The sequence below is a fragment of the Flavobacterium ginsengisoli genome (genome assembly GCF_029625315.1).
Lineage (GTDB): Bacteria > Bacteroidota > Bacteroidia > Flavobacteriales > Flavobacteriaceae > Flavobacterium > Flavobacterium ginsengisoli.
Map to the genome: position 1 here is coordinate 432235 of NZ_CP121110.1, position 16543 is coordinate 448777.

Genomic DNA, 16543 nt, shown 5'->3' on the forward strand with positions numbered 1-16543 from the left:
CTAATAGGAACGATTCCATATTGAAAATTGAAAAATATATTTGGGAATCATTTGCGAATGAAAAAAAGATTGGACTGTTGACAGGTTTATCAGGAATGGCTCTATTTTATGATAAAATGTATGCTGTTTATAAGGAAGATGTTTATCTGGAAAAGTTGGAAAGTATTGTTGAAAAAGTGAACAATATTCTTGAAAAAGAACCTACATTATCTTCTTTATGCTCTGGTTTAGCAGGTTTTGGTCTATTACTATTAAGTTTAAAAAATAGCTCGATTGAAATTGATAGCGAATATTTTGAGGACATAGATGTTATTTTATTAGAAGATCTTAGAAGTTTTAGCGAAACAGATAATTACGATTTTTTGCACGGTTCTATGGGAGTTGCCATGTATTTTATTGAAAGGTGCAAATCTTATAAAAGCCAAAATAACATATCTAAGTTAAATAAGTTTGCAGAAGATTTGATTCATAAAATGAATCAGAATTTTAAAGAAGTGCTGGTATCTGAAACGGCATTAGAAAATGATGATAGATTTTGCATTTATTTTGGCATTGCCCATGGTGTGGCGTGTTATTTGAATTTTCTGATCCATTTAGATCAAAATTTTGACGAGCTTACATCAGACATTACATCAGTAATAAAAACAGGAGTGGCATTTTTGGAGTCTTATAAAAGGTTTGATGAAAACTCGAAACAATATTATCCCAATTTACTTCTAATAAAATCGGGTACAATTGTAGGTTCAAGATTGTCTTGGTGCCAGGGCGATTTTGGCATCTCAAATGCACTTTACAATTGCGGTGTTTTTTTTAATGAAGATCGTTTAATAGACGAAGCAAAAATGCTGATTAAAGCATCTTGCCAAATGACTTTAGAAGAATCTCTTGTGAACGATATGGGAATATGTCATGGTTCTGGCGGGATTGCATTACAATATTATTTGGCTTCAAAAAAATACAATATTGATTTTTCTCCGGAGATAGAAAAATGGCTAGATATTGCCAATACTCAAACTTTAAATTATAAATCCTTTTTATCATTTGAAAAAGGAGAATACCATGAAGAAAATAATCTTTTGGAGGGTGCTGCAGGTCTTGGAATGACTTTGCTAACAGTAGAAAATAAGATTGATACCAAATGGCTCGAATTTATAAATCTATTTTAATCACTACTTTTTTAATCTTATAATAAACCAGTTACATGAATTTTTTTGATGCAATTATTAAAAGAGCTGTTAATTTTTCTGTTCAGTCCTATACTGAGAATAAGAATGATGTAATACGTTTTTTTGAACAAGACGATTTATTTCAGCTTTCAATTTTAGTTTCTTCAAATAGTCTATTTCACGATGTAAAAAAGAAGAAAACGGAGAAAATAGAAACTTCGCTGGCAAAATATTATACAAGAGCTCATTTCAAGCCAACGCCTTTTGGCTTATTTAGCAGTGTGGGAGTTGTAAATTGGGGAACTGCGACCCAATTGTCAAAATCTAAAAAAATTAGTCTATCTGTAACACATGATAATTTGTTTTTGTCTCTACAAAAGGAAAAACAAATTATGGAAAATTGGACATTATTTCAATACTCAATAAATCCTTCTATGCATTTTGTTGGAGAGGAAAAAATCGGTTTTTATAATTCTAAACCCAAAATCAACGACAAAATCGAGATAAATTTTGTAGAGCTAGATTATGATGAGGATTTAAAATGGCTTCTTGAACAGTTTAAATCAAAACCTGATATGAGCTCTCTTATAAACGCATTGCTGGAACAGGGATTTGAAAAAGAGGATGTAGAAGACTACTTATTGCGACTTATTGATACTGGATTATTGATTGAAAATTTTATGTTTAATCCATACGCTAAAAAATTAGAAAATAAGCAGATGCCTTATTTATCCGATTTAATAAGTAAGGGAAATTTTCAGTTAAACAGTGCCGAAGATATTAAATCGTTTAACAATCAATATCTGCATGAGCAAAATTTATTTTTTGGAGAAATCGGAAGCGAACGCTTTTCACATTCTATTAATTCTTTTGAAATGCAGTCTGGACAGCTTAATGCAGATATAAAGTCATCAGTAAAAAAATATATTGATTTTGTACTAACCTATAATTTTAATACAAAACCTGTTACAGGAAAAATAAACGAATTTATTGCCAAAGTTTCAGAACATTACAATGACGGTTTTATTCCTTTAAATACAATATTTAATCCTTATTCAGGCATAACCTATTTTGACGATAATTCAGATTATATTCTTAAGCTTCATCAGGATATTTTTTGCAAGGTTATCGCTTCTAGCGAAACAGAATTAGTATTGGATCTTCCTATAGCGGATGATATTGCGGAAAAAAGAAAAAGTCTGCCTCTTACCTTTAGCGTGCTTGTTGAGGTTTTAAAATGTAAAAAAACAGGAAAAGAAATCACCTATATGCAAGCCTTTGCAGGTGGCTCTGCTTTGAATATCATTTCGAGATTCAGTGAGGTTAATAAAGAACTTTGCCAACAAATCACCAATTTTGAAAAAGAATTTCATAAGGATAAAATTTTAGCAGATATTAATTGTGTCGGAAACTTTCGAAGCATAAATATTGCTCCCAAAAAACAGCTGTACGATTTTTGCATTCCTTTAAATACTTCTAATACAGCAAGTAAAAATCCTGTATTCGTCTCAGACATTTATATGCATTTACAAGGCGATAAATTTCGGTTAGTATCAAAAGAATATCAGAAGGAAATTATACCTAAGAAAGTTTCAGCGGTCAATCCTAAAGTATCTGAATCTGATTTATACAAATTTTTATGTGATCTTGAACTGTATAACCAAGAGATTTATGCCATTAGTTTTGATTTTAATACGTATGCTTGTTTTAAAGATTATATTCCCAGAATCTATTTAGATGAAGCTATTTTATTATCCCGGCCCAATTGCTATTGGTAAACAGCAACTATAGTTTTGAAGAATTTAAAGCTTATTTTTTTGAAAGGCTTTTAAAATTCCAATTTACGCAAACCGTTAATTTTTATTATTTAAAAGGAAATTCAATTATTGACACTTCAAAAGATAATGAACTAAGAATAATCTATGACAGTTTGAAAACTAGGGATTATTTTTACATCTCTGAGAATATATATGAACATTTTGATCCTATTGTAGAAGACGATTCTGGCAATTATGCGCATGAATTAATAATAAGCGTGAAGAACACTTCTTATGAACCAAATGAATTTTCTAATAGTGGGGTTGTCATTGAAAATTGTAGTTCTCCTCGAGTACCAATTGTATCAGAATGGATCTATTTTGAAGTCTATTGCAATTCATTCGCCGATAATGATATTTTAAAGGGCATTTATAGTGAGCTTTATTTGCAAAAGAGGTTTTCAAATTTCTTTTTTGTCCATTACGATACTAATGGACGTGTGTTGAGATTAAGGTTTAGAACAGATTCTATAGATAATAAAAAAGCTGTGCTAAGTTTTGTAGATGGCTTAAAACAGAAAAATATCATTAAAAAATATCATCTTCTGCCTTATGAGCCAGAAACATTCCGATATGGAGGTGAGGAGCTAATGGCTTGTGCTGAATATATTTTTAATTTGGATACCATAGATTTAATCGAAAATGTAACACTGCAAGATTTAAGTAAAGATGATTCTAATATTGTTTCGGTATTAAAAATTATCAATTATCTCGAATTAATGGGTTTTAGCAAAGATCAAATGATTGATTTTTGTGAAAATGCAGTTCGGAAATTTTCAAAAGAATTTGAACTAAATGCCGACTTAAGAAAAAGTTTCAATGAAGACTATGCCAAAATAAGGTTTAAAATTTCAGACTACAGATATGAAAGCTTTGTTAATATTGAATCATTAAAAAATAGACTTTCTCAAAATTTAAAACAGAACACAATTCCGAATAATGCGTATGCATGGCTGATTATACATATGAGTATGAATCGTCATTTTAATGAAAATCAAAGGTTTAATGAATTTCGTTGCTATTATTTGGCAAAGAATTATCTGAACCAGTTAAAATTTAAAAACCGCTTAAACTAATATTGTTTTCAAAATGAAAATTATACAAAGCTTTTGGTCCGGAAATAAAAAAATGAATGAAAAGTACGGATGGTACAATTCTGAATTTCATTGGATGGGATGGATATTGAGCGTAAACCAGCTCATTAAATATTATGATAAAGTTGAGTTGTATACTGATAATTACGGATATGAAATCCTGATTAATCAGCTTAAACTGCCTTATACAAAAGTTCATGTTGTTTTAAATGAATTAGACATTTTTCCTTCTGAATTATGGGCACTGGCAAAAATAAAAGTATATGCAATGCAGGAGGAGCCTTTTATACATGTTGATGGAGACGTTTTTATTTGGGAACCATTTCCAAATAATTTTAAAAAGGCCTCTTTAATAGCTCAGAATATTGAAACTGCAACAGACTACTATTTTGATACATGGAATAGTATTACACCATTTTTACTGCATATGCCAGACGAAATGAGTGATTTTGATATTAATATGGCAAATTTAAGTGCCAATATGGGAATCACTGGAGGCTCAAATCTTGAGTTTTTTACCGAGTATGCTAGCAAAGCTTTTGAGTTTGTTGAAAAAAATAAACTGATATGGAACAAAATAAACCTTTTTAATTTTAATGTATTTTTTGAGCAGGTTCTATTTTTTAAAATGGCAAAAAACAATAGTATTTCTGTAGAATATTTGTTTTCTGAAATTTGGGCAGATAACTTATACGAAGGATTTGGCGATTTTCATTATGTCCCTTTTCAGAAAACGTATCTTCATTTGCTAGGTGATTTTAAAAGAAATGCTTCTGTATGCAGAGCTATGGAATCGTACGTAAAAAAGTTTTACCCTGAAAATTATTCGCCGCTTATTGAAATGTATTCAAAAAATGGCGACCATTTAAAATCAGAATATCCTTTAGATCAAAATATGATAACAGAGTTGGAAGAAGAATTTGAACTAGAACTTCATAACAACGATTTCAAGGTTTTAAATTTCCTCTTAAAAAGAGACCTCAACAATGTTAGTTTAAATGAATTCTATAAAGGGTATTTGGATAAAAAAAGAGATTTTAAGATTGTGCGTTTGCCAGGTTTTAAAATTGCAGAGAAAGATGATGTCAGAATTTTTGAAATAGATGAAAGTAAGTCAGAAATTAGGTTATATGTAATTGACGAGGTAGATGAGATTCTTATCGATGAGTTGAGTGTTCCTATTACTTATTTTGATCTCATAGAAAAAATGAATCTCTATCTGGAAGATCAGCAAGATCATGAAGCTGTACAAGAACTTGCAGCAGTAATCGAAGGAAAAATAGAAATATATATCACCTTAAAAATTATAAGTATTTATAGTTGCAATTAGTAAATTAAGCATGAAGATTATTCAGAGTTTTTGGAGCGGTAATCAAAACGATTTTAGCAATGCATGTGGCTGGGAATCCTATAGATACAATTGGATGAGCTGGATTTTGAGTCGCTATCAATTAGTGAAATACCATAAAAATGTAGAGTTGTACACTGATGCTTTTGGTTATAAAATTTTAATCGAAAAATTAAAATTACCATACACAAAAGTTCATGTTGTTTTAGACGAGGTAAACCATTACCCAAAAGATTTTTGGGCAATTGCAAAAATTAAAACTTTTCAGCGACAAGAAGAGCCTTTCCTGCATGTTGACGGAGATGTTTTTGTTTGGGAAAGTTTGACAAACCATTTTCACGAATCGAATTTGGTAGTTCAGAGTATGGAAGTTACAGATTACTATTATCAAAACATATGGAGCAATATCTATCCAGAACTGGAGTATTTGCCTAAAGAGCTGGCGGAATTTCATAATGATAAAACCAATGTTTCTTTTAACATGGGAATTGTAGGCGGAAATAATGTAGAGTTTTTAAAAATTATTGTAGCAAAAGTTTTGAATTTGTCAATCTAAACAAGAAATCATGGAGTCGGATTAATGGTTTGCATTACAATGTTTTCTTCGAGCAGTTGCTTTTTTGCAAATATGCACAATCAAAGAAACAGGAAGTTGATTTCTTATTTCCTGAAATTCCAATCGATAACGAATATTTTGGATTTGCCGATTTTCATGAAGTTCCGCATAAAACGTATCTGCATTTACTTGGAAATTATAAGAAAGAACCGGCAGTATGTAAATTTATGGAACTCTATCTCATGAAGAATTATCCGGAAGCTTATTCAAATTTGGGAGCTGTAATTAATGAATTTACTGGCAGCAGTTCTGAAAATGATTATTTAAACCCGAATTTATTCAAAGACTTGAATGCGAATTTCAAATCGAGATTCGTAAAAATTCATTTAGCTCTGGAAATTTTCTTCTCAAACGAGATCTTAATAATTCAGGACTGCATCAAAGAATAGAGGAGTTATTTCTAAAAAGGGAAAATTTTTCTATTGTAAAATTAAAAGGCTTTGAATTTAAGAGAAATACTTCGCCAGAAACAGACGAATTGGATTATCTGGTAATCGAAGAGATTAATTCAGCTGAAAGGAAATATAAGCTGGATGAGTTTGACGAAATTTTACTCGACGAACTTCAAAATCCTATTTTATATTCTGATTTACTAAATGTGATGAAGGAATATCTAGAAGAACATAATGAAGAATCTTTAAATGAACTGTCAGATGTGTTAAATGCAAAGTTGAAAAATTATATTAAGCTAAAAATAATAAGCATATACAATTAATTTTGAAAAAATTCCCCAATTATATCCAAGCCGATTCAAAGGACTGTGGTGCAACCTGTATAAAGATTATTGCCAGATATTATGGTAAAACTATTCATATTCAAGATTTAAGGACTTACAGCGAAACAAGCAGAGAAGGAAGCAATTTGCTGCTTTTGGGAGATGCTGCGGAGAAAATCGGTTTTAGAACTTTGGGGGCAAAACTGAGTCATGAAAAATTAGAAGAAGTTCCGCTTCCCTGCATATTGCATTGGAACAAGTCGCATTTTGTCGTTTTGTACAAAATAAAAAAAAGGAAGTATTATATTTCAGATCCTGGATTTGGCCTATTGGAATATGATGAAGAACAGTTTTTAAAATCTTGGATTGGAAATAATGCAGAGCGGTCGACAGAAGAAGGCATAGGTCTTTTAATAGAGCCAACGCCAAATTTCATGGACAGTAAAGATGATATTGGATCGCAAGAGAGTAAATTTGGGTTTTCGCCGCTTTTTAAATACATTATTCCTTACAGGCATTTTTTATTGCAATTGGCCATAGGTTTAGCCGCAACGAGTTTGTCGCAGATCTACTTTTTCCGTTTCTGACCCAAAGCATTGTAGATGTAGGAATTCAGAACCAGAACATTCATTTTGTTTATCTTATTCTGTTTGCCCAGCTTTTTCTGTTTGTAGGAAAAACGGCTTTAGATCTTATAAGAAGCTGGATTATGCTTCATATGTCAGCGCGAATTAATATTTCTTTAATCTCAGACTTTTTCATTAAGCTCATGAACCTGCCCATATCTTTTTTTGATGTGAGGATGACAGGCGATATCATGCAGCGTATAAATGATCATCATAGAATTGAAAGCCTTCTTACTTCATCTTCGCTTACTGTTTTGTTTTCTGCAATAAATATGATAATCATGGGAGGTGTGCTGGCTTACTATAATGTTGAAATTTTTTGCGTTTTCTTTTTAGGAAGTGGCTTATATTTTTTATGGATCATCCTGTTTTTAAAACGAAGAGCAGTTCTTGATTATAAGAGGTTTGCAGAGGTGAGCCAAGAACAAAGCAAGGTCATCGAGCTTATAAGCGGCATGCAAGAAATAAAGCTTCATAATGCCGAAAAGAAGAAAAGATGGGGTTGGGAATTCATACAAGCAAGACTCTTTAAGGTCTCAATTAAAAATCTTGCATTGGAGCAGGCTCAGATTTTGGGATCAAATTTTATTAATGAAATTAAGAATATCATAATTGTGTTTCTTTCTGCTAAATTTGTTATTGACGGGCAGATTACTTTAGGAATGATGCTGGCTATAAGTAGTATTGTTGGAAGTTTAAATGGACCTGTCGTTCAGATTATTGCTTTTGTTAGGGAAGTGCAGGACGCTAAAATTTCATTGGCCCGCCTTTCTGAGATACATGAGAAAGAAGATGAATGCCAGCAGGAGGATAATCAGATTCATGAACTTCCAGGTGAGTTTGATATTTTAATCAATAATCTGTCTTTCCGTTACGCGGGTTTGCACGATTTTGTACTTAGCGGACTCAATTTAATGATACCTGCAAACAAAGTGACAGCTATTGTTGGGACAAGCGGAAGTGGTAAAACAACCCTAATGAAATTGCTTTTGAAATTTTATGATTTGGAACGTGGTGCTGTAACTCTTATGGCAAAGGATCAAAAGCAGGATAATGCAACTGTCGATCTGAAAAATATAGCGCAAAAGACTTGGCGCAATGCAATAGGAACTGTCATGCAGGAAGGGTTTATATTTAATGATACTATTGCAAACAATATTGCGGTAGGATCTGAAATAATTGATAAGGAGAAATTGAAATATGCTGCAGATGTGGCAAATATTTCTGGATACATATCAGGGCTTCCTTTAGGCTATAACACTAAGATTGGAGCAGAAGGACAGGGAATGAGCACTGGACAGAAGCAGCGCCTTCTTATTGCGCGGGCAGTTTACAAGAATCCTGAAATCTTATTTTTTGATGAAGCAACTTCAGCTTTAGATACTAGTAATGAGCGAAAGATAATGGAGAATCTAGGAGTCTTTTTTAAAAACAGAACGGTGGTTATTATTGCCCACAGATTGAGTACCGTTATTAAGGCAGATAAAATTGTCGTATTGGATAAGGGACAAATCATAGAAGTGGGAACACATCAAGAACTTGTTAAGTTTAAAGGGTCATATTACGAACTGGTTAGAAACCAATTGAATTTAGGAGCCTGATTAAAAATATATTTATAAAAATGCCTCAGAGAACCGATATTGAGTTAAGAAGTGAAGAAGTTCAGGATATCCTGACCAAAATGCCGCATTGGATGATCCGATGGGGAACAGTTTTAATGTTTGTTATTATCATTCTGCTATTTTTCATCTCATGGTTTGTGAAATATCCGGATGTGATAAAAACCGAAATTATAATTACTACCAATATTCCGCCAGAGAAAATCATGTCGAAATCTTCTGGAAGAATTGAGGCTATTTTGGTTAAAAATAAAACATTGGTTAAAAAGTACAGCACATTGGCTATTATCGAAAATACAGCCAATTACAAAGACGTTTTTTTGTTGAAGAGTATTGTTGATAAGCATAATATCAATAACGCTAAAGAAGAATTTCCTTTTCAACTATTGAAAAATATGCAACTGGGCGAAATTGAAAGTGCGTATGCGGCATTTGAGAAAGACTATCAGGCTCAGGAATTGAATATAAATCTGCATCCTTTTCAAGTCGAAACCAGAGCGCAACAGTCTGAAAAAAATCAGATAAAGGAAAGAATAGGAATCTTACAGCAGCAGAAAGTGATCAACGAGCACGAACTGGAACTTCAGAAAAATGAAGTTGCCCGTTTTGAAACGTTATTCAATAAAGGGATAATTTCTGCTCAGGAAATAGAAACCAAAAAAACTGAACTTGCTTCAGGCGCAGAAGAGTTATAAAAGTTTATTATCGTCGATTTCTCAACTTAAATCTTCTTTGATTGACAACACAAAATCGAGCCAGAATTTGCAGATTAACAGCACCAAAGAAGAAGTTAATCTCGCCCGCAATGTTTCACAATCCTTTTATCAGTTAAAAAAAGCAATAAGAGATTGGGAGCTAACATACGCGCTGAAATCATCAATAACAGGAAAGGTTACCTTTTTGCAGGTATGGAATGAAAGCCAGACTATAAATGTTGGAGATAATGTATTTTCAATTATTCCGCATGAAGAAAATGGATTTATTGGAAAGCTAAAAGCATCTGCTTTAAATTCAGGTAAGATAGAGGTGGGACAGCGTGTCAATATTCGTCTGGCAAATTATCCTGACAGGGAGTTTGGGGTTGTGAAAGGAGAAATCAAAAATATTTCGCTCGTGCCTGATAAGGATGGAAATCTGCTAATGGATGTCACACTTTCTAAAGGCTTGAAAACATCATATGGGAAAAATATTGCTTTTCAACAAGAGATGAAAGGAAACGCCGAAATTATAACTGAAGACCTGCGTTTGATAGAGCGGATTTTATATCAGTTTAAAAGTGTTTTTGAGGAGTCATAGTGAGAGTTTAGAAGGCAAATGTTTTTTGCCGCTTTTTAATCTACTTCTTGTTAGCGTCCTGTTTTTTTGAATGCCTTGTGATTGTTGGAAAGTTAAATTTCTGATACAGGTATTGTTTAGCTTTTAAATAATTTATGCAAATAAGACTTTTTTTTCTCATAAAAAAAGTCCCTGGCTTGGTTTGATTGCATGTATTTTGTACCTGCTTAAAGATTGCATTCATTCCTGTTTTTTTAGAGTTTCTTGTACTTTTTAGAAGGTTTTGGTACGATAATTAGATGCTGAATTTCTATATTCAATCTTGATTTTAGTTTTGTCTCCGAAATTGTAAATGTTTGTAGGCTAATTTTTTAAATCAATAAAATAGTTTTTAAAATCTTGATTTTTATTTGATACTTTTTTATCCATTTATTTTCCATATAAATTAGATTTTTCATTAGCACGAATTTTACTAGTTAAAAATTACAGGTATGAAGAATCAATTATCACCGCTTTTTAATAAAGGAGCCTTCCTCCTAATTTACGACTTTTTTTTCTTCTAAACCTTCAGCAACCAATACTTTGGTCCTGTAAAATAATGAAAGGAGAATGAAACAGACTTGGTATTATCTTTTTTTAATAAACGCAGAAGTGATTAAACTAAAATTGCAGATTATGCGATTGCAAAAACAATTATCGCAGGAAGAAATTGCTGATCTGGTAGGTATGACTCAATCCACTTACAGCAGAAAAGAAAAAGGAATTACGAATATAACAATGCAGGAATGGATGAAAATTGCTAACGTCTTAGGTGTCGAAAAAGACGAAATATATCAGGCACCCATTTCCAAAGGAAGCATGTTAAATGTATCGGAGCATCAAAATCTCTATGATATTACTTATGTTTTAGAGCAAATAGACTTTTTGCAGAGGAAAAATTATGAGCTAAGGGAAAAAATAAGTACACTTCAAAAATAACGTTGCAATTTTTAATTGAACCTTATAATATTAGACTGTAAAGGCCTGAAAAATCTGCAAATTTGTGCATAAAAAAGAGATAACTAGTTATGCACTGCCCCCAAATAGTGTCTAACTTTTTGGGGGCAGTGCATTTAAGGGTCTGAATTTAGTAATGTTTCGAACTTCAGTAGTTAAATAGTTTTATACTAGTGTTTTAAAACAATATTAAATAAAATTGCACCGATTCTGCACCCAGATTGATAAGTTTATTTCAATATTTTGTATAACAAACATCTTTCAAGGTGACTTTATTTTCGAGGCCGCATATAAATTACAGACACTATGAATATGCTCGCCTTAGTTTTTCGAAAATAAAATAAGTAGAAAAAAATCTTACTAATACAAGATAATCTAAAGGTAATTTTTCAATGTTTAAATTGTAACGAAATTTTGGATGGTAAATAGGAAAGATGTTAGAAAGAAAATCGTCATTTATTAAAATTAAACGGACTATGGTCTTCAAATAATAATAATCATTCTCATTAACTGCTTAACTTGTTTTGTATTTTAGAAGAATTAAAGAATAATTTTTTTAAATTTGACACAACTACTTAGTTCATAAGTTCTTTTTACACTCTGCAATAATTTTCCATAAGAAGACATTTTTCTGCGTGTTTTTTTGTAATACTTTTCTATGTGAAAATTTGTACCTTGACTAGTTTAACCCTTATGAAATAAGGAAAGTTAACTTTTGCATCGGGAAATAGAGGGCGCAAAGAAAGACAAAGTAAAAATAAAAAAAGATTCAAAATGTTGGTAATTAATATTTTGGATCTTTTCTTTATTGAAGTGTTTTTTAGAATATTTAGGTGTTGTTTTGCTAAAATTTGATATTGCCAAGCTGTAAAATCTTCAGTCTTGTTTCTGTGGCTGCAGATGGAAGCTTTTTTAAGTGCAGATGCCTGATAGCCTTTGCTTTTAAGAGATTTTCTGCGGCTCGCAAGAAGGGGCTACTCCGAAACAATAATATAATAATGGTCCGGATCCCAAAGCGTAAATTGGTTTTTCAGGGAGTTTTCATTATAGTGGATTCCCTTTTCAACAGAGGCATCCAGCTCCAGAGCGTTTTGAAAGACAGCAGGCAGATCATCCACCCGGAAGAAAAGTATCAATCCGTTTGCTGCGCCATCATTTGGGCTGGCCATGGTCGGGTGCTTGTGTTCGCCCCATTTATGGAGGCATAATATCACAATATCCCCACTGGTGAGGATTTCAAAGGTTTCTCCTCCGTGCACGCCTTTACAGCCCAACAGGTTCTGATAGAATCTTGAGCTTTCCGGCACGTTAGCCACTGCAATGATTGTTTCGGTTTTTACCATATTATAAGAATGGGAGTGCAAATGATATTTGGATTTGGAAGCCTTTTTCAAATGTAAGGATTAAATGGGCGCGAACTGCTGGCATTGCCGCTTTTTTGCGTCTTTCCTGCAATAGCGTACGGCGCTTTTTTATCAGAACCGGCAGTTCTATCAGGTGGCGATAAAAAAGCAATGGCAATGTATAAAAAGGCTCAGTAGCATAGTTTGTAAGCTAAAATCCGATGCATATTGACAGTTAGTTAGTTAGTTAGTTAGTTAGTTAGTTAGTTAGTTAGTTAGTTAGTTAGTTAGTTAGTTAGTTAGTTTTTCTTCTTTTAGATTATTTTTAATTTTGGTTTTGGCCGGCGGGAGAGAGAATGAAGGGAGGGTTTTGTCTTTTAAAGGGAAGGAGTATTTTTTCTTGTTCTAAGCACTGTTTAATGATTATTTCGTTACTGCGCAGTAACGAAGTACCTTTGTTGTTGTCTGGTATCCATTCAAACTTAAAGGCTCCAGATTATTGTGGGCGAATGAATGAAATAGAAAAAAAGGTACAAAATTCAGCAGGTGCGGGGTTATTAACTGTAATGCTTTATCAATAGGAAATATGCGGCTCTGCTGCGGCATCGTGCCGTTAAGGCTGCTACGGAAGCCCTTTCAATCCTGTCGGCAGGAACGTTAAAACAGCAGAATAGGCGCCGTCTTTTCCGCCGACCAATTGAGGAAGGTGCCCGTCTTTGTACAATACGAAAGCGGTAATTCCCAGAAGCATTACGAATCATTAAATAAAAAAGCACCTGTTTTTGGACAGGTGCTTTATAAACTAGTACTATAGTATATATTATGCTACGATTACGTTTACTGCGTTCGGACCTTTTCGGCCTTCTTGGATGTCATATCGAACTGAATCGTTTTCACGGATGTTTTCCGATAGACCTGAGGCATGGACAAAAATTTCGCTTCCTCCATCATTAGGAGTTATAAATCCGAATCCTTTTTCCTCATTGAAAAATTTTACTGTACCTTCTTGCATATTAAATATTTAATTTGGACAAATGTACTCTATTAAATGATAGCAACTTAGGAAATAGTTTTTAATTATGTTTTAATTAACTTTAAGTGCAGACAGTCCAATTTGATGGAATATGAGGAATCTTTGAAATAAATGTAACTCATCTGATCTGGATTTTTTTTAAAATTAGCGTTTTCAGCTTTTCTTGAAAGAGCGGTTATGCTTGGAGATATTCCTTGAAGGAGTAGGTTTTGAATAGGATTTTGGGTTTTAAAATTATTTAGGCATTAAGAAAACTTACATGTACTTTTTTGTTGTTTTGTTCTTTTTACTTTAAAGTGAAAAAAAAATCTTACATTTATATTTACTATATGTATTTCAAGGATATTCAACACCTTATGGATTATACTGATATGTTGCACGAACCTTTACATAAACTTATTTATTTAGCAGAGGATGATGAGGATGACAGAATTTTATTTTTGGAAGTCCTTAAGGAAATCCATCCTGAGATTGGCGTAAAGGTATTTGAAGACGGCCAGCGACTTTTAGACAGTCTTCATGAGGCAGAAAATGACAAGCCTAAAATCCTATTCCTAGATATAAATATGCCCTGCAAAAATGGTTTTGAATGTCTAAAGGAGATAAAATGTAGAGTAGGATGTTTGAGTGGGGTAAAAATTATTATGTTTTCTACCAGCAGCAGTACATTACATATTGAACTTTCCTATAAACTAGGAGCTGATGGCTATGCTATTAAGCCAGGCTCATTTAACGAACTTAAGGATTTGCTTCAAGAAATTATAGCAATAAACTGGAGCAAAGCCTCAAGAAATAGAACAGAATTCGTTTTGGATAGTAAAAAGTAAAAAACAAATGAAAAGTTAGTCGCGCCTAGTGATTTTTTAAAGCTATTTTTTTATGCAAGATTATCTGATGCAAATTAATTTATACCGCAACTTCTTTTTCAGTGGTAGCTAAATGGGCAGATTCTTCAATAGGAGTTTTTAAAGAAGCCTCTTCTGCTTGGGTTTCTTCAGTAGGACTCTGCTGAGCATTTTTTTTCATAAGAATATAAAAATCCCTCAGGTGCCACCATGCAGGACAACGATCGATAGGACCGTTAAAGTTTCGAATACCAATGTAACAGCTTTTTAGAAATAACCGAGTATCGGTAATCTTTGCCCATCCTGTCCATTCCACAATTTCAGGCGGTGGATTATTCTCAAAATGGCGTTTTATCTCTTCGTAATTCATGCCGTAAAATTAGATAAAAACTATGCATGAGGCAAGGTATACAATTGGGTTTATGCTTTATTAGCTATGGGGTTGTACTGTTTTTTAGTTCACTGTTTTGGAAGTCAGTTTATTGGAGACAAAGTTTTTTTTTAAGTTTATTTTTATTAAACTTAATTTTTGGCTATCTGCAATACCAAGCTTAGAATGATGTAATATTATTAGCAGATTCTGTAAGTTTTTATATTCATATTGCAATAAATTTGTTTCTATACTGGTAATGATACTTTATTAAACAGTCAGAAAAAGTAACAGGGGACCGGCGGGTTCGTCTGAAGGTTCTGTACAATGATTTAGTTAGTTACCGCATACCATTTCAGGCACCCGCCAAGTTGCCGAATAACTCCTTAAATATTTAAGGAGTTTTTTCTTTTCTTTTAGCAGATAATTTTCTATAGAAAAAGATATCTTTTTTATGTTGCCATATTTTTTTCTTTTTAAAGACTTTTTAAGTTTGATTGGTTTATCAAAGGTTTTGGTTCTGAAATCATTACAGTTGGTATCTGCATTTATTCAATATTGTTTTAAAAAAAACAGCCTTTTGAGCTGTTTTTTAATTGAAAGAGAATTTTATCTATTTGGTTTTCGTCGGACGAATCTCTATTTTGCTCGGTAGAACATTAGGGTTCATTTTTAGGAGATCTACTACCATCTGTCCGATATCTGAGGGTTGGATTTTCCAATTGTCATCTTCATTTGGCGTATGGCCGTTAAAATTTGAAGTAACCGATCCTGGCATAATGGTGGTACACTTTACATCATAATCACGCAGATCTAACATCGCAGCTTGGGTAAAACCCACCAGTCCGAATTTTGAAGCATTGTAGGCAGCACCTTTTGCAAAGAAATTGGTGCCTGCAAGTGATGCTATTGATATGTAATAGCCTTTGTTTGTTTTTAGTTGTCCGCTAGTTGCTTTTAAGGTATAGAAAGCTCCTGTCAGATTAGTATCAATCATTGCGTTCCAGTCCTCTAAGGACATTTCGTCTACGGGAGCAAATTTACCTACTCCAGCATTAGCAATAACAATATCGAGTTTTCCAAATTCAGATGTAATCTGTTCAACAGCTTTGAGCTGGTCATTATAATTTCTGACATCAGATTCTAGAATAAGGATATTCTCGCTTCCCAATGCCTGCTGCGCCTTTTCAAGCGCCTTTATATCCCTTCCTGAGATCGCTACTTTTAGCCCGTTCTGAACTAAAGCTTCTGCAATGCCAAAACCAATGCCTTTTGTCGCGCCGGTTATGTAGGCAACTTTGTTTTCTATGTTCTGCATTTTTATAAAATTAATTTAAGTCCTTTTTATTGCCTGTTCTAAGGCAACTATTTTGTATGTACTGTCAAAAAAAGCATACCGTTTATAAAAATACGATAAATTTCTAGTATTGTAGTAATAAAGCTGGTATCTAAAAACATAAACATACACTGTTTAAAGTGCCTCGAACATTAACAAGTGCTCATGTTAATCAACATCTAACTGTCTTTCATTAATGAGACTTTAAGGGCAGTTTTTACATATGCTAGTAACACTATTATGGTTTTAAATATGATTTTAAAAGAATTGTATATTTGTAAGAAAATAGGTGTAAATACGTGAAATTAACCCGATGTAAAATTTTACATTTGGCCTTTGAAAGA

Annotated in this window: 13 protein-coding genes and 2 pseudogenes; 11 read left to right on the top strand and 4 right to left on the bottom strand. The window is 32.8% G+C overall.

All coding sequences use genetic code 11. The annotated features are described in order from the left end of the window. Nucleotides 1-20: 20 nt before the first annotated feature. The 10 genes and pseudogenes from P5P87_RS01880 (at nt 21) to P5P87_RS01925 (ending at nt 11254) form a co-directional block, all read left to right on the top strand. Nucleotides 21-1166, top strand: a complete 1146-nt coding sequence (locus tag P5P87_RS01880; RefSeq protein ID WP_278021353.1) for a lanthionine synthetase LanC family protein — start codon at nt 21-23, stop codon at nt 1164-1166. Between the two features lie 35 nt (nt 1167-1201). Continuing rightward, entirely contained in the window at nt 1202-2944 is a 1743-nt protein-coding gene (locus P5P87_RS01885; protein WP_278021354.1) for a lantibiotic dehydratase, read from the top strand. Then, the gene (locus P5P87_RS01890) at nt 2938-4059 is read left to right on the top strand and encodes a thiopeptide-type bacteriocin biosynthesis protein (RefSeq protein WP_278021355.1); all 1122 of its coding nucleotides are present in this window, start codon (nt 2938-2940) and stop codon (nt 4057-4059) included. The genes P5P87_RS01885 and P5P87_RS01890 overlap by 7 nt, the downstream gene beginning before the upstream one ends. Before the next feature lie 13 nt (nt 4060-4072). Further along, a complete protein-coding gene (locus P5P87_RS01895) occupies nt 4073-5407 on the top strand; it encodes a DUF6734 family protein (RefSeq protein ID WP_278021356.1) in 1335 nt (444 codons plus the stop codon). 10 nt (nt 5408-5417) lie between these two features. After that, nucleotides 5418-6430 (top strand): annotated as a pseudogene (locus tag P5P87_RS25720) (DUF6734 family protein). Between the two features lie 89 nt (nt 6431-6519). Continuing rightward, nucleotides 6520-6756 (top strand): hypothetical protein, encoded by a 237-nt coding sequence (locus P5P87_RS01910; protein ID WP_278021359.1) that lies wholly within the window; start codon nt 6520-6522, stop codon nt 6754-6756. 2 nt (nt 6757-6758) lie between these two features. Further along, nucleotides 6759-8983 (top strand): annotated as a pseudogene (locus P5P87_RS01915) (peptidase domain-containing ABC transporter). Between the two features lie 20 nt (nt 8984-9003). Then, on the top strand, nt 9004-9696 hold the full coding sequence (locus P5P87_RS25725; protein ID WP_340696616.1) for an HlyD family secretion protein: 693 nt from the start codon (nt 9004-9006) through the stop codon (nt 9694-9696). Then, nucleotides 9671-10297, top strand: coding sequence for an HlyD family secretion protein (locus P5P87_RS25730; RefSeq protein ID WP_340696617.1), 627 nt, complete (start codon nt 9671-9673; stop codon nt 10295-10297). Before P5P87_RS25725 ends, P5P87_RS25730 begins: the two co-directional genes overlap by 26 nt. A gap of 588 nt (nt 10298-10885) precedes the next feature. Beyond that, nucleotides 10886-11254, top strand: coding sequence for a helix-turn-helix transcriptional regulator (locus tag P5P87_RS01925; RefSeq protein WP_278021360.1), 369 nt, complete (start codon nt 10886-10888; stop codon nt 11252-11254). 992 nt (nt 11255-12246) lie between these two features. Here P5P87_RS01925 and P5P87_RS01930 read toward each other — a convergent pair. Beyond that, entirely contained in the window at nt 12247-12615 is a 369-nt protein-coding gene (locus P5P87_RS01930) for a VOC family protein (protein ID WP_278021361.1), read from the bottom strand. A gap of 820 nt (nt 12616-13435) precedes the next feature. Further along, nucleotides 13436-13627, bottom strand: coding sequence for a cold-shock protein (locus P5P87_RS01935; RefSeq protein WP_198857304.1), 192 nt, complete (start codon nt 13625-13627; stop codon nt 13436-13438). 317 nt (nt 13628-13944) lie between these two features. Between P5P87_RS01935 and P5P87_RS01940 the strand changes: the two genes are divergently transcribed. Continuing rightward, complete coding sequence (locus P5P87_RS01940; RefSeq protein WP_278021362.1) at nt 13945-14475, top strand: response regulator; 531 nt, start codon at nt 13945-13947, stop codon at nt 14473-14475. Between the two features lie 79 nt (nt 14476-14554). On the opposite strand, the gene P5P87_RS01945 is transcribed toward P5P87_RS01940, so the two are convergent. Both P5P87_RS01945 and P5P87_RS01950 read right to left on the bottom strand, forming a co-directional pair. Continuing rightward, on the bottom strand, nt 14555-14863 hold the full coding sequence (locus tag P5P87_RS01945; protein WP_278021363.1) for a DUF6965 family protein: 309 nt from the start codon (nt 14861-14863) through the stop codon (nt 14555-14557). Nucleotides 14864-15476: 613 nt separating this feature from the next. Then, a complete protein-coding gene (locus P5P87_RS01950; RefSeq protein ID WP_278021364.1) occupies nt 15477-16181 on the bottom strand; it encodes an SDR family oxidoreductase in 705 nt (234 codons plus the stop codon). Between the last annotated feature and the right edge of the window lie 362 nt (nt 16182-16543).